Source organism: Rhodococcus opacus B4 (assembly GCF_000010805.1).
GTDB lineage: Bacteria > Actinomycetota > Actinomycetes > Mycobacteriales > Mycobacteriaceae > Rhodococcus_F > Rhodococcus_F opacus_C.
Window position 1 is genome coordinate 860,949 of sequence record NC_012522.1, and the last position, 20,044, is coordinate 880,992.

The window sequence follows — 20,044 nt, forward strand, 5'->3', positions numbered from 1 at the left end:
CACGGATCGATACAGCGTGCTACCTCGGCAGTTCCCTGCATCCACGGCAAATGCGCGTGTCCACTGAACGGCCGACGTGTCAGATTACCGCGAGCGCTCCCGGAACCCGATTCGGCCGACCTTCGCTCAATCGGCCTGCAGCACCAGCCTGCGTCCGGGGTCCGGGGACATCGGCACGCTGTCGCGCTGCAACATCCAGGACGCGATGTTGTGGAACAGCGGGGCGGCGGACTGCCCGCCGGAGCCGTCCGCGCTGCGTGTCGGCGCGTTGAGCATGATTCCTACGACGTACCGCGGGTTGTCGGCCGGAGCGATCCCGGCGAACGTGATCCAGTAGTTCGAGTTCGAATAGCACTTGCACGCGGGATCGACCTGCTGTGCGGTGCCCGTCTTGCCGCTGATCTGATAGCCGTCGACGGCGGCCTGCACCCCGGTGCCGCGCTGGTTGCCCGTGTCGTTCTGGGTGACGGACCGGAACATGTCGCGGACGGTGGCAGCGGTCTGCGGGCTGACGACCGTCACCTCCTCGGGCGCCTCGGTCTCCGTCCGATTGCCGGACGCGTCGACCGTCGCCTTGACGATGCGCGGCGGGATGCGGACACCGTCGTTGGCGATCGCCTGGTACATGCCGGTCATCTGCAGCAGTGTCATCGACAGGCCCTGTCCGATCGGCAGGTTCGCGAACGTGCCCCCCGACCACTGGTCCCGGCTGGGGACGCTGCCCGCGCTCTCACCGGGAAGCCCGACGTCGGTACGCTGGCCGAGACCGAACCTGGACAGCATGTCCGCGTAACGGTCCTCCCCCACCCGCTGGGCGAGCATCAGGGTGCCCACGTTCGAGGACTTACCGAACACCCCCGTGGCCGTGTACGGCGCGACCCCGTGATCCCAGGCGTCCTTCACCGACACGCCCGACATCTGAATGCTGCCGGGAACCTCGAGAACCTCGTCGGGTGAGGTCAGCCCGTACTCGATCGCGGCCGCCGCGGTGACGATCTTGTTCACGGATCCCGGCTCGAACGGCGTGCTCACCGGCAGGTTGCCCATCTCCACCGTTCGCGGATTGTTGCCCACCCCGATCGCCGGATTGAACGTGCTGTCGTTCGACATCGCGAGCACCTCACCGGTGTGGGAGTCGAGCACGACCGCCGACGCATCCTTCGCGCCGGACTTGTCCTTGGCCATCTGCACCTGCTGCTGGACGTAGTACTGCAGGTCGGAGTCGATGGTGAGCTCGACGCTCGATCCGTCGACCGCCGGTTGCTTGTCACGCCAGCTGCCGGGAATCACCGCGCCGTCGGAGCCCCGGTCGTACGTCTGGGAGCCGTCGGTTCCCGCGAGGGTGGAGTCGAGCGAATCCTCGAGGCCGAGCAGTCCGTGGCCGTCCCAGCCGGTGGCGCCGACGAGGTTGGCGGCGAGCGACCCGCCCGGGTACTCGCGGATGTCCTGGCGTTCGAGTCCGACCTCCGGGAACTTGTCGCTGATCTGCGCGGCGATGTTCGGGTCGACGCTGCGCGCCAGATAGACGAACGTCTCGTCGCCGTGCAGTTTCTCTTTGAGGTCCTTCTCCGGTGCGGCGTCGCCGAGCCGGTCGTGGATCTCCTTCGCGATGGCGTCGAGGCGCGAGTCGACGTCGGGGGCGGTATCGCTCTTGGCCTTCGCCTCCTCGAGTTCCTTCCGCACCCGTGTGGGCTGAAACGTCAGCGCCTTCGCTTCCATCGTGAACGCGATGGGATTGGAGTTGCGGTCGGTGATCGACCCGCGCAGCGCCGGATCCACCTCGGTGGTCGTGCGCTGGTTCGCCGCCTCCGCGGACAGTTGCGGTGCGTCGATGACCTGGATCCACAGAAGCTGCACTGCGGCGAGGCCGAGCGCCAAGAACATCAGTGCGCGCCCGATCCGTTGCCTGAACGGAAAAGACGCGGTCCCGGCGCCCGTGGGGCGCCGGGGACGATTTCTCGGTGCGCTCCGACTCACCGGCGACCACCGGAGGGTGGAGCAGTCGTCGGTGCGGCGGCCGAAGGGATCACGGGAACCAATTGTTCACCCTGCGCCTGGATCTCCGTGCCATTGCCGGGCTGCGGCGTGGCGCGCGGGGACTGCGTGGTGCTCCCCCGGTTCGGGGCGGTAGCCACGGAGTTGCCACGCTGGGTGGACGGGGCGGCTGCGTCCAGCGGGGGCACCGGCGCACCCGACGCCGGGGCGGGCGTGCCGACGACCTCGACGCTGCCGTCGGGGTGGACGACGAGCCGGGCCGGGTCGTTCGCCGGGACCATGCCGAGCTTGGCCGCTTCCTCCGCCAGTTTCGGGGCGGAGTTGGCGGTCTCGACGTCACGCTGCAGCGCTGCCTTCTCCTCCGCGAGCGACTGGTTGTGCGCGCGGGCGGCGCTCAGCTGGTATGAGTCCTCCGCGGACCGGGTGGTGAGCAGCAGTGTGACGGCCAGGCCCGTGGCGAGCAGAACGAGGATCGTCGCCACGAACGGGATGCGGGCGGTGAGTGTGCCGGTGCGGTTCTTGCCGGAGACGGCGATCGCGGATCCGTTGTGCACGGCCGCGCGCTGGGTGCGCTTCTTGTACGCCCGCTCAGCCGCGCCCGACCGGTTGTCCGCCCGCGCGGGCCGCATCTCGGTGGAACTCACCTGAACCGTCATGCCGCCGACCTCCTGGCAATTCTTTCTGCAGCGCGCAAACGCACCGGGGCTGATCGTGGGTTCTCTTCGATTTCCTGTTCGGACGCGCGCTCCGCCCCTCGTGTGAGGATCCGGAACTCAGGTCCCATCCCCGGTAGTTCGACGGGAAGCCCCTCCGGGCTCTTCGACTTGGACCTGGGAGTGATTTCCTGCTTGACGACCCGGTCTTCCAGGGATTGGTACGACATGAACACGACGCGTCCCCCGACGGTCAACGCGTCGAGTGCAGCCGGTACCGCGGCGCGCAGTGAATCGAGCTCGCCGTTGACCTCCACTCGAAGGGCCTGGAACGTCCGCTTCGCGGGATGTCCCCCGGTACGGCGGGTCGCCGCAGGAATGGTGCGGTACAGCAGTTCGACCAGTGCTGCGCTGGTCGTGAACGGCTCCTTCGCGCGTTGCCGGACAACCTCCGACGCGATCTTGCCCGCGAAGCGCTCCTCGCCGTACGTGCTGAGGATGCGAGCGAGATCTCCGTGGCTGTACGTGTTGAGGACCTCGGCCGCGGTGATGCCGGTGGTCGGGTCCATCCGCATGTCCAGGGGTGCGTCGATCGAATACGCGAACCCCCGATCCGATTCGTCGAGCTGCATCGAGGAGACACCCAGGTCGAAGAGGATGCCGTGCACCGATTCCCGCGGGGACAGGCCCGCCTGGGTCAGCGCGTCCTCGATGCCGTCGTAACGGGTGTGCACGAACGTGATCCGGTCGGCGAACGGGGCGAGCCGGCCGCCGGCGATCTCCAGTGCGTGCGGATCACGGTCGAGGGCAACGAGCCTCAGCTGTGGGTAGGTCCGCAGGAAGTGCTCGGAATGCCCGCCGAGGCCGAGGGTCGCGTCGATCATGACGGCGCCACCGCCGTGCGGGTCGTTCGCGGTGAGGGCAGGGCCCAGCAGTTCGTCTGCGCGGTGAAGCAGTACCGGGATGTGACCGAAACCATCGGCGGGCGAGGAATCTTCCCCCTCGTGATCCACCATGATCCCTCCGGCTCCTGCTCTGTGGTGCGGGTGAACGTGCCCGGTGCCGGGGTTCACTGGTCGAACTTCTCGGGTCGGCCGTTGCCGTGGCGAATGCTTCGAGGTCCCTGCCCGAAATGAAAACCTGGCGCTGGGGAAGTGCGTCAGGGTTCCGTCGGACAGAGGCCTCGCGGCATTCGCGGGGACATGTTCACGCTCAGACGATCTCGCCGAGCGCGATTCCTGTTGCCTGCGAGTAGTTCTCCTCGTTCGCCTCCACGTAGGTCTGCCAGGCTTGCGCATCCCAGATTTCGAGGAAATCGACCGAACCGATCACTACGCAGTCCTTGGAGAGACCCGCGTAACGCCGGTGATCTGCCGAGAGGGTGATGCGCCCCTGGGCATCTGCGTGCTGCTCGTCGGTACCTGCCGCCAGTCCGCGAACGAAGGCTCGCGCCTCCGGATCGCTTCTCGACGCGGCCGCGGCCTTGCGTGCGAGAGCGGTGAATTCTTCCCGGGGATACACCGCGAGGCTGTGATCCTGACCCTTGGTGACCATCAACCCTCCCGCCAGCGCATCCCGGAACTTTGCGGGCAACGTGAGCCGCCCCTTGTCGTCGAGCTTCGGCGTGTAGGTACCGAGAAACACTCGACACCTCCCACCGCGTTCAGATCGAACGCCGCTCGGCCGGGCGGTTCACCTTCGCTCCCCGCTGCGCACCACAGTACCCCACTTTCCCCCACCCACAAGGTAGATAACGGCGTGTTGTCTTCCAATTTGCCCAATACTTGCTGGTCAACGCAGATTGAAGGAGGTGGGGGAAAATTCCCGACGTGATCACCGCCACGGGCACCGTCGATCGCACCCCCGCACACAGCAACACGGAGCGCTGGAAAAGCCCAGGCGAGAGCGCACCGAGAGGGTGCGTTACCCCTGCCCCACGACTCGTCGCAGACCTGAGGGGGGAAAGTGGGGAAACGGGGTGGGTGGAGGTGGGGATTCGCGGGCGGGAGCGTTCACTGGTCCCACCTGGCGGGCCCGACCGGGCCGAACGGGCGCCGTGCGGCCGGGCACCGGTCCCGGAGACAGCGGTGGCGGCGTGGCATCACATGCCACGCCGCCACCGGACTGCCGAGCGGGTCGTACTACTCCTGCTCGAATCTCTTCTTGAAGCGGTCTTCCATTCGCGACGAGAATCCGCCACTCTTGCGCCCGCTTCGGGGCTTACCGCGTTCGGCACGGCCGGTCTCACCTTGCGTGGTCGAGCCACCACGTGAGGACTGTCCGGACTTGCTCTTTCCTCCACCCCACAGGAGGAGGACTCCGGCACCGAACATGACGATGAAGCCGATCAGGCTGATGACGGGAAAACCGCCCGGCTTGATCGGAAGGGCGACGCCGGCGATGAGCAGGACCAGCCCCAGAACGAACAGGGCCACCGCCTGCAATCGACGACGACTCGATGCCGCACGCATGCGACCGCCTCGCACAGTGGAGGCGAACTTGGGATCCTCGGCGTAGAGAGCGCTCTCGATCTGGTCGAGCATGCGCTGCTCGTGCTCGGAGAGTGGCACGGTACCTCCCCCGGCACTGGAGTGTTGGCCACCGCCTCACGGTGCGAGACGGTGGGTAACCGACTTTGGCGGCTACCTAGATTTAATAATACGAGCAGTTCGATCCCCGTACCACCTACTCCACGTACGAGTTCCCCACCAACCTTACGGACTCCCGCACCGAACGACTTTCGGGGCACCGCAATGTCGCGGACGCCTCACCGTTTTCCCGCCGTTTCCGGCCGTCTGCCGTCTACGACGCCCGCAGATCGAGACCTGCGCCACGTCCGATGTGATCTTCGACGGCCTGGAGAAAGCGCCCGACCTCGACGAAGAACTCGTCCGCCTCGAGATCGGTGAGGGTTCGCGACATTCCTGCCTCGATCGCGGCGCGGGTGCCCGAGTGACCGGCGAAGTAGTCGGCCCAGTTCGCGAATTCCGGCGCCGCGCCGGCCATGAGCACCCAGGCGTTACGTGTTCGTGTCCTTTTACTCCCCGCCGCCGGCCCCTCCGCGGCCAGCACCGCGCCCGCGCCGCGCAACGCGGCCAGATACGCGCTGTGGAATCGATCCGCCGGGCCGCCTGCCCCCACCGATTGAGCGAGGAGCGCGTCGGCGCGATCGAGCAGCACCGAGCCGCGTCGCGAGGCCGGGTTGCGTACGTCACCCCGTTTGCCCGAGTTCCCAGAGGTCGGTCCCGTGACCGGGTTCGTCATCACTTCGAACACCTCCAAAACCCCGGTGCAACCACCCCGCCGGGCGTAGTCAGGTCGTGAGTTCGGGGGCCGGCGATGCTCGCTTCCCTCGAGCATCGCCGGATCCCCGCCATCGAACATCTGTTCGACCTATTCAATATAGCTGGACCCACCGACACGTCGTCAAGAGAAAGGTGAGACCGGTCGAACCGAACGCTGACCAGACTCCGCTCGTGGTCGAACTCTCGGCCGCCGAGTTCCGCGACCGCCTGCACGAGGCGCTGTCGATCTACGTCGCCGCCATGGGCTATCCCCACGGCACCGAATACCACCGGGCGCCGATGTGGAACGAGCACCTCCAGCGGTCGGGGTGGCGTGGCGTCGGCGCGCTCCTCCCGGCCGGTGACGGAACCACCGACGGCGCGGACGCCCGCCTCGTCGCCGTCGCCTACGGCTACCGCGGGGCCCCCGAGCAGTGGTGGCACCAGCAGGTCCGTTCCGGCCTGCGGCACACGGGGTGGACCCGCGACCAGATCGACGTGATCCTCGGCAACTACTTCGAACTCACCGAACTCCACGTCCACCCGGACGCCCAGGGACACCGACTCGGCGAGACCCTGCTTCTGCGCCTCCTCGAACGCAGACCCGAACGCGGGGTGCTGCTCTCCACCCCGGAAGTGGCGGACGAGGACAATCGCGCGTGGCGGCTGTACCGCCGCCTCGGCTTCCGAGACGTCCTGCGCCACTTCCGGTTCGCGGGGGACAACCGCCCGTTCGCGGTGCTGGGACGCGGGCTTCCCCTGTGATCGATGCGGTGGTCGTCGGGTCGGGACACAACGCCCTGGTGTCGGCGTGTTACCTCGCGCGGTCCGGGTGGTCGGTCGAGGTGATCGAACGCGACACCGTGGTCGGCGGCGCGGTCTCCACGGTGGAACGCTTCCCCGGGTACCAGGTCGACCGCGGGTCGTCCGCGCACATCATGGTCCGGCACACGGGAATCGTCGAGGAACTCGACCTCGGCGCGCACGGCCTGCGGTACCTCGACTGCGATCCGTGGGCGTTCGCCCCGGCCCCCGCGGGGACGGACCGGCCCGGGATCGTGTTCCGCCGCAGCCTCGAGGGAACCTGCCGGTCCATCGAGGAGTCCTGCGGGGCCGCGGACGCCGACGCGTACCGCCGGTTCGTGGACGTGTGGGGTCCGCGCAGTGCCCGCGTCATGCGCGCGTTCTCGAACCCGCCGACCGCGCCGGCGCTGCTCTCGTCGTTCTGGGGGCTTGACACGGGCGGCGGCGGTAGCGACCTCTCCCGGCAGTTCCTCGGTTCCGGCGACGCACTGCTCGACGAGTATTTCGACGACGAGCGGCTCAAGGCGGCCCTCGCGTGGTTCGGAGCCCAGTCCGGTCCGCCGATGTCCGAGCCGGGTACCGCGCCGATGGTCGGGTTCGCGGCCCTGATGCACACCGTTCCACCCGGTCGGGCCGTCGGCGGCAGCGGAGCCCTGACCGCGGCGCTCGCCTCGCGACTGGGGTCGGATGCCGGAACGGTCACGCTCGGCGAGTCGGTGGTCTCGCTGAGCCGGGACGGCGGCACCTGGACGACCCGGACGTCGTCCGGCCGGGAGATCCGCTCCCGCACGGTGGTCGCGGGCTGCCACGTGCTGACCACCCTCGGCCTGCTCGAACGCGGCGGGTACGACCCGCAGACCCTCGCCCGCTGGCGTCGCCGGATCCGCGTCGGCCCGGGGATCGGGATGGTGGTGCGGCTGGCGACCGGCGATCTCCCCGCCTATCCGAGTGCGCCCGACGACACCGTCACCCACGGGCTCCAGCTGCTGGTCTCGGATCGCGCGCACCTGCGGCTCGCGCACGGCGCGGCGCTCGCCGGGGAGCTCCCGCCGCGGCCCGCGGTGCTGGGGATGAGCTTCAGCGGACTCGACCCGACCATCGCGCCCGAGGGCAGGCACCAGGTGACGTTGTGGTCGCAGTGGCAGCCGTACCGGCTGACCGGCGGCAGGCGGTGGACCGACCTCGCCGCGGCGGAGGCGGATCGGATCGTGGCGGAGATGGATGCACTGGCACCCGGTTTCGGCGGGTCCGTCCTCGATCGGCACGTGCAGTCGCCGCAGGACCTCGAAGACGAGATGGGCTTGCTCGGCGGCAACGTCATGCACGTGGAGATGTCGCTGGACCAGATGATGATGTGGCGTCCCCTCCCCGAGTTGTCGGGGCACCGGGTTCCGGGGGCCGAGCGTCTGTACCTGACGGGGGCCTCGACCCATCCGGGCGGCGGGGTGTCCGGTGCGAGCGGCCGGAGCGCCGCCCGCGTCGCGCTCCGCGACGACCGGAAGGGCCTGGCCCGCGTGTGGCGCCGGCGATGACCTCCCGCGTTCCCGTCGTTCTCGCGGCGGCGGCGATCGCGGCGCAGATCCTCTACCCGCTGGTGCACGGCGGGGTCCGCGACGTCGTCACCGCGACAGTGGTCGTCCTGCTCGCCGCCGCGTCCGTCACCCACGCGGCCGCCACCCGGGGTGGACGCTGGGCGGTGGGACTCGTGGTCGCGACGGCCGGGCTGGGCCTGGCCTCCGAGGTCGCGGGGACCGCCACCGGTTTCCCCTACGGCTGCTACGACTACAGCGTCGACCGGCTCGGCCCCGCGCTCGCCAGGGTGCCCCTGGTGGTGCCGTTCGCCTGGACCGCCGGCTTCTACCCGGTGTGGTGTGTGGCGTCGGCGCTCGCCCGCGGCCCGCACCGGCGGGCGGTCCGGGTCGCGCTGACGACCGTCGGCGTCGTCGGCTGGGACCTCTACCTCGACCCGCAGATGGTCGCGGACGGTCAGTGGCGCTGGTGCGTCACGGACGCCGGCCTGCCCGGGCTCGAGCACATTCCGCTGACGAACTACGCGGGGTGGTTCGCCGTCGCGACGGTGATGGCGGTCGCGGTCGACCGGCTCGACCGCCGCTTCGGCACGGGAACCCGGCACCGCGACGGCGTCCCGATCGGGTTGTTCCTGTGGACGTGGCTGGGTTCGGCGCTCGCCCACACCGTCTTCCTGGACGCCCCCGAGTTGCGGTATTCGGCGGTCTACGGGTGGTGCGCGATGGGAATCCTGGGAGTTCCCCTGCTCGTCTCGCTGCTACGGCCGGCCGCCCGGCGCCCCGGGGCCCGCGACACGCACCCTCACGCCTGACACCGAACCGGTCCCCTGGCACGATACGACTGTGCAGCTGCCTTCGGTTCCGACCTCGACCCGCTCGCGCAGGGCCGCGTCCCTCGCCGTCCTCGGACTTCTCCTCGTACCGTTCCTCGCGGGATGCCTGCGGGTTCAGGTGTCGATGGGGGTGTCCGCCGACGACCGGGTCTCCGGCCAGATCGTGGCCGCCGCCGTGCCTGCGAACGATCAGGACAAGGGCCCCCAGCTCACTCCCCCAGGCTCGCTGTCGGACAAAGTGCGCATCCAGGAGTACAAGAAGGACGGCTACGTGGGCAGCCAGGCGTTCTTCAGCGACCTCACGTTCGGCGACGTGCAGCAGCTCGGCACCATGTCGGAGCAGGCCACGGGCAGTTTCCAGATCTCGCTCCAGCGGACCGGCGACCTCGTGACCCTCGACGGGAAGGCCGATCTCAGTTCGGTGCCCGCCCAGGGCACCGACGTGCAGTTCACGATCGCGTTCCCGGCCCGCGTCGCCACCACCAACGGCACCCGCGAGGGCGATTCGATCGTGTCGTGGAAGTTGCCGGCCGGCGACACCTCGACGATCCGGGCCGAGGTCCGCTACTCGGACCCGAGCACCCGCAGTTTCGCCGGCTGGGCGGGCATCATGGCCGGTGTGACGCTCGGTGTCGCCGTCATCGTCGGTGCGCTGGCCTGGATGGCCCGCAACAAGGAGCCGGTGCTCGGCAGCCGCCGCGCACGGGACCACTCGGAGGTGTGACCGCCGCGCCGATCGAGCGGGTGGTCCGGTTCGGCTCCCTGGTCTCGGTGCTCGGTCTCGCCGGCTCGGTCGCCAACCTGTGCTCGGCACCGCGGCTCCCCACTCCGGCCCGCCGGGTCACCGAACCCGTCACGGTCTGCATCCCGGCCCGGGACGAACGTGACCGGTTGCCGGGCCTGATCGGCGACCTGCGGGAACAGCGCGGAGTCGACGATCTCCGGGTGCTCGTCTACGACGACGCCTCCTCCGACGGGACCGCCGAGGCCGCGGAGGCGGCGGCCGGCGGCGACCCCCGCTTCTCGGTGGTGCGGGGAACCGCGGAACCGCCGCCGGGATGGGTGGGTAAACCCGCGGCCTGCCACTGGGTGAGTGAGCACGCCTTCGCGCAGGGCCGGTCGGGCAGCGGGATTCTCGTGTTCCTCGACGCCGACGTGCGGTTGCGTCCGGACGCCCTGAACGCCGCGTGCACCGCCCTGCGCACGTCCGATGCGGCACTGGTGTGCGCGTGGCCGTTCCAGCAGGCGGGGTCGGCCGGCGAAGCCCTGGTGCAGCCGCTGCTCGGGTGGTCGTGGGCGGCGACGCTGCCCGTCCGCGTGGCCAACCGGTCGCGGCGCCCGTCCGCCGCCGTGGCCTGCGGACAGTTCATGGTCTTCGACGTCACCGCATACCGCGACGTCGGGGGCCACCTGGCCGTCGCGGGCAGCGTGACCGAGGATCTCGACTTCGCACGCCTGCTTCGCCGGTGCGGGCGGACGACCACGCTGGTCGTGGCCGGCCGGTCGGCGTCGTGCCGGATGTACGAGGACGCCGAAGCGCTGCGCCGCGGCTACGACCGCTGGCTGTGGACGGCATTCGGCCCCCGCCTCGGCGCGGCGGCGGTCCTCGGTGTCGCGACCGTGGCGTACCTGGTGCCGCCGGTGGCCCTCGCGGCGGGACGGGGACGTGTCCGCCGGTGGGGCGCGGTGGGGTACCTCACGGCCACGGCGTCCCGGCTGTGCGCCCGGGCACTCGAACGCGGCGATCGCCTCACCGCCGCGGACGCGGCCGGCGCGCTCGCGCACCCGCTGTCCGTCGCCGCGGCGGTTGCGCTGACGGTGTCGTCACACCGCAGTCATCGGCGCGGGCGCACCCGGTGGAAGGGCCGGACGCTCAGCTGACCGGCGCCGGGGTGACCGGGGCCGGGTCCGCAACACCCGAACCGACCTTGTCGCCGAGCCGGGCGAGCACCTCGCTGGTGGCGCGAGCGAAGTTGAGGGTGATGAAGTGCAGGCCGGGCGCACCCTCCGCGATGAGGCGTTCACTCATCTCGGTGGCGAGGTCGATGCCGATCTCGCGCACGGCGGCGCGGTTCTCCTCGGGACCGTCGCCCGCGGCCGCGGCCAGCCGCTTCTCGAGGTGCGCCGGGAGACTCGACCCCGACAGTTCGAGCATGCGGCGGACCGACCCCAGCGACGTGATCGGCATGATCTCGGGGATGATCGGCTTCGCGCCCTGCTCGGGGTCGTACGCCGTCACCCGGTCGCGCAGACGCAGGTAGTCGTCGACGTCGAAGAACATCTGGGTGATCGAGTACTCGGCGCCTGCCCGCAGCTTCGACACCAGGTACCGGGTGTCGTGCGCGAGATCGGGCGCGCGGTAGTGGCCTTCCGGGAACGAGGCCACCCCGACGTGGAAGTCGCCGAGGTCGCGGACGAGCCGGACCAGTTCCTCGGCGTACTCGACGCCCTGGGGGTGCTTCTCCCATTCGCCCAGCGGGTCACCGGGCGGGTCGCCGCGCAGGACCAGGATGTTGCTGATTCCGCGGTCGGCGTAGGCACCGACCATCGACCGCAGTTCGTCGACACTGTGGGATACGGCGGTGAGGTGCGCGACCGGCAGGAGTGTGGTCTCCTCGGCGAGCTGGCCGGTGACGCGGACCGTGCGGTCGCGCGTCGACCCGCCCGCACCGTAGGTCATGGAGACGAAGGCCGGACCCATCCGCTCGAACTCGCGGACGGCGCGCCACAGACGAGCCTCGGCGGCCTCGTCCCGCGGCGGCGAGAACTCGACGGAAAAGGGCACCCGACCGTCGCCGGACGACCGGATCCGGTCGACGATGGACGGGGTGCGGGTCACCCAGCCTTCGCTGGCCCGCCCCCTGACGGAATCGAATGTCACCCGTCCAGCATAGGTAGTGCCCGGCGCAATGCACCCACTGCGTGTCCGCAAGCACCTGGGATCCGGGCAACCGGCCGCCCGGACGAGTGCCCACTATGGTGGTGTCGACGCCCGTCGCCCGTCGCCGGTCTCGGCGCGAACGCGAAATTTCGATCCTGGAGGCCACACTGTCCGTTGGAACGCGCCCCGCCGCCCTCGCGGCCGAGGTCGAAAATGCGCTGCGCGAGTTCTTCACCAGCCGGCAGGCCCTGGTCGACGCCGTGGGCGGCGGCTACCGCGAGGCCGTGACGACGCTGGAGGACTTCGTTCTTCGCGGAGGCAAGCGGGTCCGTCCGGCCTTCGCGTGGACCGGCTGGCTCGGGGCGGGCGGCGACCCTCGGGGTCCCGGGGCCGGGCCCGTGCTCCGCGCCTGCTCCGCGCTGGAACTCGTGCAGGCCTGCGCCCTCGTCCACGACGACATCATCGACGCCTCCACGACGCGCCGCGGGTTCCCCACCGTCCACGTCGAGTTCGAGGAACAGCACCGCGCCGGGAGGTGGAGCGGTGATTCCGCCCACTTCGGCGAGGGCGTCGCCATCCTCCTCGGCGACCTCGCGCTGGCCTGGGCCGACGACATGATCCGCGAATCGGGCATCACCCCGGATCAGTCGGCCCGCATCTCCCCCGTGTGGTCGGCGATGCGCACCGAGGTGCTCGGCGGGCAGTTCCTCGACATCAGCAACGAGGTGCGGGCGGACGAGTCGATCGACGCCGCCATGAAGGTCAACCGGTACAAGACCGCGGCGTACACCATCGAGCGGCCGCTGCACCTCGGCGCCGCACTCGCCGGCGCCGACGACTCCCTGGTCTCGGCGTACCGCCGATTCGGCACCGACATCGGTATCGCCTTCCAGCTCCGCGACGACCTGCTGGGCGTGTTCGGGGATCCGGCCGTGACCGGCAAGCCGTCGGGCGACGACCTGCGGGCGGGCAAGCGCACCGCCCTGTTCGCGATGTCGCTGCAGCGGGCCGACGCCGAAGACCCGGCGGCCGCCGCACTGCTCCGCGAGGGCATCGGCACCGACCTGTCCGACGCGGACGTCGACACCCTCCGGAACATGATCACGTCCCTCGGCGCCGTCGCGGACGTGGAGAAGCAGATCGAGGACCTCGTCGCGAACGCGCTGTCGACGCTGGCGACGAGCACCGCCACCACCGCGGCGAAGCAGCAGCTCACCGAGATGGCCGTCGCCGCGACGCGCCGCGACTACTGAGGTCCGCGGTGGCTCGCGCGCTACGGACGGTTCCCGGCCGAACCGATCACGTCGTGGTCGTCGGCGCCGGCCTCGCCGGCCTCTCGGCAGCCCTGCACCTCACCGGGGCGGGCCGCCGCGTCAGCGTCCTCGAACGGGAGTCGTCACCGGGCGGCCGGGTCGGCACCTACCGCGGTCCCGGCTACGACATCGACAACGGCGCCACCGTCCTCACGATGCCCGAACTGGTCGGCGAGGCCCTCGCCGCCGTCGGCGCGGAGTTCACGTCGACGCGCCCGCCGCTGGTCCTCGAACGGCTGGCCCCGGCGTACCACGCCCGATTCGCGGACGGTTCCTCGCTCGACGTCCACTCCGATCCCGATACGATGGCCGCGGAGGTCGGCCGGGTCTGCGGGCCGGGAGAATCGGCCCGGTACCTGCGGCTGCGGCGCTGGCTCGGCCGGATCTTCGACGCCGAGTACCACCGCTTCATGGACGCGAACTTCGACTCGCCGCTGGATCTCGTCAGGTCCCGCGAGGCCGCGAAGGATCTGCTGACGCTCACCGTGCTGGGCGGATTCGGCCGGCTCGGCGCCCGGGTCGACCGCACCGTCACCGATCCGCGACTTCGCCGGATCTTCACGTTCCAGGCGCTGTACGCAGGCGTCGCCCCCGCCGAGGCCCTCGCGGTGTACGGCGCGATCGCCCACATGGACACCTCGCTCGGCGTCTACTTCCCCCGGGGCGGGATGCGTTCGATCGCGCTCGCTCTCGCCGACGCCCTCACCACCGCGGGTGGCGAGATCCGCTACGGCACCGAGGTCGCGGCGCTCGAGCGGACCGGTGATCGCGTGGGCGCCGTCGTCACGTCTGCGGGTGACCGCGTCGACTGCGACGCGCTGGTGCTCACCCCCGACACGGCCGTCGTCGACGCGCTGCTGCACCCGGTGACCCGCCGGAAACCCCGCCGCGTCCGGGTGTCGCCGTCCGCCGTGGTCCTGCACGGGACCGTCCCCACCGCGGTCGCGTCGGGATGGGCCGCCCAGCGGCACCACACCATCGACTTCGGTCACGCGTGGAAGCGGACGTTCGCGGAGATCACCGCACGCCGGGGACGCGGACGACTGATGACCGACCCGTCACTGCTCATCACCCGGCCTGCCGTGTCGGACCCGGGTCTCGTCGTGGACCGCGCGGGCACCGCCTCGGAACCGCTGTCCGTGCTGGCTCCCTGCCCGAACCTGCACAGCGCACCGCTGGAGTGGGCCTCGCTGACCGGCCCGTACGTGAACGAACTGCTGCGCGAACTCGAGAAACGCGGGTACACCGGGATCGCGGAGCACTTCACCATCGACCACGTAGACACCCCGCTGACCTGGCTCGGGAAGGGCATGGCGGCGGGCAGCCCCTTCGCGGCGGCGCACGTGTTCCGGCAGACCGGACCGTTCCGGCGCCCCAACCTGGTCGGTGGCCTCGACAACGTCGTCCTCGCCGGTTCCGGGACCGTGCCCGGTGTCGGGGTTCCGACCGTCCTGCTCTCGGGGAAACTCGCGGCTGCGCGCATCACCGGGCCCGTCACGGCCCGAAGTGCTGAATTGCACTCGAAAGCACGAAGTGCGGGAGGATAGGGCGAGGCGTGGCGAGAACTGGTGCCGGCAGCAATTAAACTGGTTCCTCGACCATGCGGTGCGCGCGACGACGAGCACACCGACCGCAACCGAACTCACCTCGGGGGAGGAATCTGCACTCATGACGTCCTCTGCCCGGCAGGCGACCGTCGCCCCTGCGACGACCACGCCGCAGCGGTCGTGGCCCCAGGCCACGGCCGATTTCCTCCGCAGCCCGGAGGGGCACGCCGCGCTCCTCGGTTTCGCGGGCGCCGTGATGATCACGTTCGGCGGTTTCGGTGCGGGCAGCGTCCGCCGCGAGGACCCGCTGCTCGAGGCGATGCACCTGTCGTGGCTGCGGTTCGGTCACGGGCAGATCCTGTCGACCGTCATCGTCTGGGTGGGTGTCGTCGCGATGATCACGGCGTGGGTGCGGCTGGGCCGCGCCACGCTCGGCGGCGACGTCACGCTCCGGCAGTTGCGGATGGTCGTGCCGGTGTGGACGGCGCCGCTGCTGCTGGCCGTGCCGATGTTCAGCCGGGACGCGTACTCCTACCTCGCGCAGGGTGCGCTGTTGCGTGACGGGTTCGACCCCTACGCCGTCGGGCCGGTGGTCAACCCCGGGATCCTCCTCGACAACGTCAGCAATGTGTGGACCACCACCACCGCGCCGTACGGTCCACTGTTCCTGCTGCTCAGCCAGGGCATCACCGCGCTCACCGGCGACAACGTGATCGCCGGGACGATGCTCCTGCGCGTGACGATGCTGCCCGGGCTCGCGCTGATGGTCTGGGGCGTACCGCACCTCGCGCGCCACCTCGGCGGCAATCCGGCCATCGCGCTGTGGCTCGCCGTGCTCAATCCGCTGGTCCTCGTGCACCTCATCGGCGGTGTCCACAACGAACTGCTGATGGTCGGCCTCATGATCGCCGGCATCGCGCTCGTCCTCGAACGCCGCCACCTGGCCGGCATCGCGCTCGTCGCGGTGGCGGTCGCGATCAAGGCGACCGCGGGCGCAGCGCTCCCCTTCATGGTGTGGATCTGGATGCTCCACGAGAAGGAGAAGGCCGAGGCGGAAGGGCGCACACCCGCGTCGCCGCTCGCGTCGTTCGCGAAGACCGCGGGCGCGGGATTCGCCGTGTTCGTGGTCGTCTTCGCCGCCGCCTCCGCCCTCGCCGGTGTCGGACTCGGCTGGATGACGGCGCTGTCCGGTTCTAACAAGATCATCAACTGGTTGTCGCTGCCGACGATCCTCGCCCACATCGTGACGGTCGGAACGTCGTGGTTCGCGGAGCTGCGGCTGGGCGAGGTCCTGGCCGTCACCCGCCCCATCTGTGCGGTGGCCCTGGTAGCGATCGTGCTGGCCGCGTGGTGGCGGTACCGCAAGACCGAGCGTGACGCGATCCTCGGAATCCTCATCGTTCTGGTCGCGATCGTGATTCTGTCGCCCGCAGCGCTGCCCTGGTACTACTCGTGGCCGATCGCCATCGCGGCCGGCTTCGCGCTGTCGACGCGGACGCTGATGATCCTCGTCGGGTTGTCCACCTGGTTGATGCTGGTCTTCCAGCCGGACGGGTCGATCGGCCTCTACACGTTCGCGCACGTGCTGCTCGCGACGTTCGCCGCGGTCGTGGCGGCGGTGTCGCTGCGCACGGTCGACCCGCTGCGGCTGCGCGCACCGCGGCCCGTCACGGAAGAGCGCACCTCCGGCCTCGCAGGTGCTGCGTCGTCGCCCGGCCTCGAATGACCCGTCGATGACCGCGCTGGCCGACAGTTACCGGTACTGCGGCGCGGTGACGGCGGAGCACGGACGCACCTATAACCTCGCCACCCGGCTACTGCCCGAGCGCCGCCGGGCCGCCGTGCACGCCCTGTACGGGTTCGCCCGCACGGTCGACGACCTCGTCGACGTCGACCCCGGCCGGACCGCCGGGGAGTGCGCCGCCGAACTCGACCGGATCGACGCGGTACTGCGACGTGCGTTCACCGACCGGAACGCCGTCGGTGACACCGCGTGCTCGCGGGAGATGCTGCGGGTCCTTCCCGCGTTCCTCGACACCGTGGCGGACTTCGACATCCCCCACGACTACTTCTTCGCGTTCCTGAACTCCATGCGGATGGACGTTCCGGGCACTGCGGAGCACCGGGCCGGCTACGCCACCCTCACCGAACTCCGCACGTACATGTACGGATCGGCTGTCGTGATCGGCTTGCAGATGCTGCCCGTCCTCGGCACCACCGGGCCCGGTGCCGAACCGCACGCAGCGGCTCTCGGGGAGGCGTTCCAGCTGACCAATTTTCTCCGCGACGTCGGCGAGGACCTCGATCGGGGCCGGGTCTATCTCCCGGCCGAGGAACTGGCCGCCTTCGGGGTCGACACCGAACTTCTCGTGCACAGCCGTCGCCGCGGCGCGACCGACCCGCGGATCGTGCGGGCTCTCGCCCACCTGATCGCGGTCACCCGGTCGGTGTACCGGGACGCGGAACCGGGCATCGCGATGCTGGATCGACGCGTCCAACCCGGCATCCGGACGGCGTTCGTGCTGTATTCGCGCATTCTCGACGAGATCGAGCGTGGCGGGTACCGGGTCCTCGACCGGCGCGCCACCGTTCCGCGGAGGAACCGGTGGGCGACGGCGCTTCCCCAGTTCGCCCGGCTCGCGGTGCCCGCCCGTGGCCGGGTGTGGTGACCGGCGGTCAGAACCCCATGGCCTGGGCTCGGCGGATCACTTCGCGGGCGAGGTGACCGTGCAGGGCCTGAACGGGCGTGCCCGGCAGGCTGTCGTCCTCACGGAACAGCCACAGCAGGATTTCCTCGTCCTTGAACCCGCCGTCGTGCAGCACCGCGATGAGGCCGGGCAGCCATTTGACGGGCTCACCGGTCTCGTCGAAGAAGAGTTCGGGGACACCGAGGACGCCGTCGCGTCGCACGGCGATCAACTGCTGATCCCGCAGAAGCTGCTGCACACGGGTGACGGCCACACCAAGATTCTTCGCGACGTCCACCAACTGGAGGAGCGAGACGGAAGGGTCCAGGACATCGTCACAGTAAGGGATGGCACTCACTCCCCTAACGTTATCTGGTCGCCTCCGGCGTGGCGCTACCGGTCGGTGCCGCTGGCTACGATTGAGGGGCGCGGAGCCGGGCTGCGCGCACTGACGGGGGAACGGACACTGTGCACGATGGAGGTCAACGTTTGATCGGCGAGCTGCTCGACCGGCGCTATCGGGTGGATGCCACGATCGCGCGTGGCGGCATGTCCACCGTCTACCGGGGGCTCGACACGCGTCTCGACCGTCCGGTGGCCATCAAGGTGATGGATCCGCAGTTCGCGGCCGATCCGGCGTTCGTGACCAGGTTCGAGTTCGAGGCCCGCTCGGTCGCGCGACTCAAGCACCCGTCCCTGGTCGCGGTGTACGACCAGGGACACGACCGCGACCACGCGTTCCTGGTGATGGAACTCGTCGACGGCGGAACGCTGCGCGAACTCCTGCGGGAACGCGGGCCGATGCCGCCGCACGCGGTGGCCGCCGTCGCCGGGCCCGTTCTCGACGCGCTCGCCGTCGCCCACCGGGCGGGTCTCGTGCACCGCGACGTCAAACCCGAGAACATCCTGATCTCGGACGGCGGCGAGGTGAAGATCGCGGATTTCGGACTGGTACGGGCCGCCGCCGCGTCGAACACCACGTCGCACAGCGTGATTCTGGGCACGGCGGCGTACCTGTCGCCGGAGCAGGTGACCTCGGGGATCGCGGACACCCGCAGCGACGTCTACTCCACCGGCGTCCTGCTGTTCGAACTCCTCACCGGCCGGACCCCGTTCACCGGGGACACGTCGTTGTCCGTGGCCTATCAGCGGATCAATCAGGACGTCCCGCGGCCCGGTTCGTACATCGCGGGTGTCCCGCCCGAGTTCGACGAACTCGTCGCGGAGGCCACGCACCGGGAGCCGTCGCACCGCTTCGCCGACGCCGAGCAGATGGGTTCGGCGCTGCGCGGTATCGCGGCGGCGCTCGACCTGCCCGCCTACCGGGTGCCCGCCCCGCGGCGCTCGGCGCAGCACCTGAGCGCCGCGGCCGCCGCGAGCGCTCCTCCCCTGTCCGCGCCTCCGGGCCCCGTCGCACCGCCGACGGTGCACCTTCCGCCCGCCGCACCGCTGTCCCCGCCCAGCCCGCTGCCTGCGCAACCCGGCGTGCGGCACACGAGGGTCGTCACCGCCCAGACTCCGCGTCCGCCGAGGGACGAACCGCCGTTCCCGGTGGACGACGAGCCCGACGACGGCTACCACTACCCCGACTTCGCGGCCGAACGGCAGCGATCCCGACGGACCACGATCGTGTGGTTGCTCGTGATCCTGATGCTCGCCCTCGCAGTGGGTTTCGGAGGCTGGTGGATGGGTTCGGGCCGATTCACCGCGGTCCCGACCACCGACGGTCTGTCGCGGGAGTCGGCGGTGACGGCGATCGAAGCGGCAGGCCTGTCGACGGAGATCCGGGGACAGTATTCGGACACCGCGGCGCTCGACACGGTGCTGGGCACCGATCCGACGGGCGGGTCACGGATCTCCCGGGACGGCACGGTGGCCCTGCTCGTCTCCCTGGGCAGGCCGACGGTGCCGCCGCTGCCCGCGGGCGGCGAACGCGCGGGGATCGAGCAGGAACTGCGGAACCGCACGTTCACCCCGGTGGACGGCGGTCAGGCGTTCAGCGCGAAGGTCCCGATCGGTGCGGTGGCCGCGCTCGACCCGGCACCGGGCACGGAACTCGCGACCGGTTCCCCGGTCAAACTGATCGTCAGCAAAGGCGCACCGCCGGTGGACGTTCCCGATGTGAAGGGCATGTCGGAGGCCGAGGCACGCGCGTCACTCGAGGCGGTGGGCATCGTCGTGCAGGACGTCACGACAGAGTTCGACCGGAACGTCGCCGCCGGGGACGCGATCGCCACCAGCCCGAAGGCGGGCAGCACGGTCAATGCGGGCACCAGCGTGACGTTGAGTGTGTCGAACGCGGTGCGGTTGCCGTCCATGCTGGGGCGGACCGTCGGATCCGCGCGCGACGAACTGAGCCGTCTCGGGCTCGACGTGAAGGTGCGTTCGGTGACCGACACCGACAGGTCACTGGTCATCGGCCAGAACCCGGGTAGCGGCGATCTGGTGAAACCCGGGAGCACGGTCACCCTGGTCTCACTGCCCTGACCCCGCGGGAGCAGGGCAGTGAGGGTCTTCG

18 protein-coding genes are annotated in these 20,044 nt (G+C 70.2%); 10 read left to right on the forward strand and 8 right to left on the reverse strand.

The window, feature by feature from the left end; genetic code table 11:
• Positions 1-126: 126 nt before the first annotated feature.
• From ROP_RS03980 to ROP_RS04005, 6 genes are all read right to left on the reverse strand, one after another.
• On the reverse strand, positions 127-1,977 hold the full coding sequence (locus ROP_RS03980) for a peptidoglycan D,D-transpeptidase FtsI family protein (protein ID WP_012688064.1): 1,851 nt from the start codon (positions 1,975-1,977) through the stop codon (positions 127-129).
• Entirely contained in the window at positions 1,974-2,651 is a 678-nt protein-coding gene (locus tag ROP_RS03985) for a hypothetical protein (protein ID WP_012688065.1), read from the reverse strand. The genes ROP_RS03980 and ROP_RS03985 overlap by 4 nt, the downstream gene beginning before the upstream one ends.
• Positions 2,648-3,664, reverse strand: a complete 1,017-nt coding sequence (gene rsmH / locus ROP_RS03990) for a 16S rRNA (cytosine(1402)-N(4))-methyltransferase RsmH (RefSeq protein ID WP_012688066.1) — start codon at positions 3,662-3,664, stop codon at positions 2,648-2,650. The genes ROP_RS03985 and rsmH overlap by 4 nt, the downstream gene beginning before the upstream one ends.
• A 196-nt stretch (positions 3,665-3,860) precedes the next feature.
• The gene (gene mraZ, locus ROP_RS03995) at positions 3,861-4,292 is read right to left on the reverse strand and encodes a division/cell wall cluster transcriptional repressor MraZ (protein ID WP_012688067.1); all 432 of its coding nucleotides are present in this window, start codon (positions 4,290-4,292) and stop codon (positions 3,861-3,863) included.
• Between the two features lie 497 nt (positions 4,293-4,789).
• On the reverse strand, positions 4,790-5,218 hold the full coding sequence (locus tag ROP_RS04000) for a DUF3040 domain-containing protein (protein WP_012688068.1): 429 nt from the start codon (positions 5,216-5,218) through the stop codon (positions 4,790-4,792).
• 232 nt (positions 5,219-5,450) lie between these two features.
• Complete coding sequence (locus ROP_RS04005) at positions 5,451-5,912, reverse strand: SAV_6107 family HEPN domain-containing protein (RefSeq protein ID WP_231868855.1); 462 nt, start codon at positions 5,910-5,912, stop codon at positions 5,451-5,453.
• A gap of 173 nt (positions 5,913-6,085) precedes the next feature.
• Here ROP_RS04005 and ROP_RS04010 point away from each other — a divergent pair, with 173 nt between their 5' ends.
• Genes ROP_RS04010 through ROP_RS04030 form a run of 5 tightly spaced genes read left to right on the forward strand, consistent with a single transcriptional unit; the run spans position 6,086 to position 10,979 of the window.
• Complete coding sequence (locus tag ROP_RS04010) at positions 6,086-6,697, forward strand: GNAT family N-acetyltransferase (protein ID WP_012688070.1); 612 nt, start codon at positions 6,086-6,088, stop codon at positions 6,695-6,697.
• Entirely contained in the window at positions 6,694-8,268 is a 1,575-nt protein-coding gene (locus ROP_RS04015; RefSeq protein ID WP_012688071.1) for a phytoene desaturase family protein, read from the forward strand. Before ROP_RS04010 ends, ROP_RS04015 begins: the two co-directional genes overlap by 4 nt.
• Positions 8,265-9,077, forward strand: a complete 813-nt coding sequence (locus ROP_RS04020) for a carotenoid biosynthesis protein (protein ID WP_012688072.1) — start codon at positions 8,265-8,267, stop codon at positions 9,075-9,077. Before ROP_RS04015 ends, ROP_RS04020 begins: the two co-directional genes overlap by 4 nt.
• A gap of 31 nt (positions 9,078-9,108) precedes the next feature.
• Positions 9,109-9,822, forward strand: a complete 714-nt coding sequence (locus tag ROP_RS04025) for an LppM family (lipo)protein (protein ID WP_012688073.1) — start codon at positions 9,109-9,111, stop codon at positions 9,820-9,822.
• Positions 9,819-10,979, forward strand: coding sequence for a glycosyltransferase (locus ROP_RS04030; protein ID WP_012688074.1), 1,161 nt, complete (start codon positions 9,819-9,821; stop codon positions 10,977-10,979). Before ROP_RS04025 ends, ROP_RS04030 begins: the two co-directional genes overlap by 4 nt.
• On the opposite strand, the gene metF is transcribed toward ROP_RS04030, so the two are convergent.
• Positions 10,972-11,979 (reverse strand): methylenetetrahydrofolate reductase [NAD(P)H], encoded by a 1,008-nt coding sequence (metF, locus tag ROP_RS04035; protein ID WP_043824199.1) that lies wholly within the window; start codon positions 11,977-11,979, stop codon positions 10,972-10,974. The genes ROP_RS04030 and metF overlap by 8 nt on opposite strands.
• 95 nt (positions 11,980-12,074) lie before the next feature.
• On the opposite strand from metF, the gene ROP_RS04040 reads away from it, so the two are divergent.
• The 4 genes from ROP_RS04040 to ROP_RS04055 all read left to right on the forward strand — a co-directional run bounded on the left by ROP_RS04040 (position 12,075) and on the right by ROP_RS04055 (position 17,508).
• Positions 12,075-13,232: a polyprenyl synthetase family protein gene (locus ROP_RS04040; protein ID WP_012688076.1), complete on the forward strand. Its 1,158-nt coding sequence runs from the start codon at positions 12,075-12,077 to the stop codon at positions 13,230-13,232.
• An 8-nt stretch (positions 13,233-13,240) separates the two neighbouring features.
• The gene (gene crtI, locus ROP_RS04045; protein WP_012688077.1) at positions 13,241-14,839 is read left to right on the forward strand and encodes a phytoene desaturase family protein; all 1,599 of its coding nucleotides are present in this window, start codon (positions 13,241-13,243) and stop codon (positions 14,837-14,839) included.
• Between the two features lie 121 nt (positions 14,840-14,960).
• The gene (locus tag ROP_RS04050; protein ID WP_043826240.1) at positions 14,961-16,565 is read left to right on the forward strand and encodes an alpha-(1->6)-mannopyranosyltransferase A; all 1,605 of its coding nucleotides are present in this window, start codon (positions 14,961-14,963) and stop codon (positions 16,563-16,565) included.
• Positions 16,566-16,572: 7 nt separating this feature from the next.
• Positions 16,573-17,508 carry a phytoene/squalene synthase family protein gene (locus ROP_RS04055; protein WP_012688079.1) on the forward strand — a complete coding sequence of 312 codons (936 nt, stop codon included), beginning with the start codon at positions 16,573-16,575 and terminating at the stop codon, positions 17,506-17,508.
• Positions 17,509-17,515: 7 nt separating this feature from the next.
• Here the strand turns inward: ROP_RS04055 and ROP_RS04060 are convergent, their stop codons facing one another.
• Complete coding sequence (locus tag ROP_RS04060; RefSeq protein ID WP_012688080.1) at positions 17,516-17,884, reverse strand: Rv2175c family DNA-binding protein; 369 nt, start codon at positions 17,882-17,884, stop codon at positions 17,516-17,518.
• Between the two features lie 110 nt (positions 17,885-17,994).
• Here ROP_RS04060 and pknB point away from each other — a divergent pair, with 110 nt between their 5' ends.
• Positions 17,995-20,013: a Stk1 family PASTA domain-containing Ser/Thr kinase gene (pknB, locus tag ROP_RS04065; protein WP_012688081.1), complete on the forward strand. Its 2,019-nt coding sequence runs from the start codon at positions 17,995-17,997 to the stop codon at positions 20,011-20,013.
• The last annotated feature ends 31 nt before the right edge of the window (positions 20,014-20,044 follow it).

Bases quoted from the DNA above. Each gene is read 5' to 3' on its own strand.
- ROP_RS03985 (WP_012688065.1), bottom strand. From the start codon at position 2,651: ATGACGGTTCAGGTGAGTTCCACCGAGATGCGGCCCGCGCGGGCGGAC.
- rsmH (WP_012688066.1), bottom strand. From the start codon at position 3,664: ATGGTGGATCACGAGGGGGAAGATTCCTCGCCCGCCGATGGTTTCGGT.
- ROP_RS04005 (WP_231868855.1), bottom strand. From the start codon at position 5,912: ATGACGAACCCGGTCACGGGACCGACCTCTGGGAACTCGGGCAAACGG.
- ROP_RS04020 (WP_012688072.1), top strand. From the start codon at position 8,265: ATGACCTCCCGCGTTCCCGTCGTTCTCGCGGCGGCGGCGATCGCGGCG.
- ROP_RS04040 (WP_012688076.1), top strand. From the start codon at position 12,075: ATGGTGGTGTCGACGCCCGTCGCCCGTCGCCGGTCTCGGCGCGAACGC.
- ROP_RS04050 (WP_043826240.1), top strand. From the start codon at position 14,961: ATGACGTCCTCTGCCCGGCAGGCGACCGTCGCCCCTGCGACGACCACG.
- ROP_RS04055 (WP_012688079.1), top strand. From the start codon at position 16,573: ATGACCGCGCTGGCCGACAGTTACCGGTACTGCGGCGCGGTGACGGCG.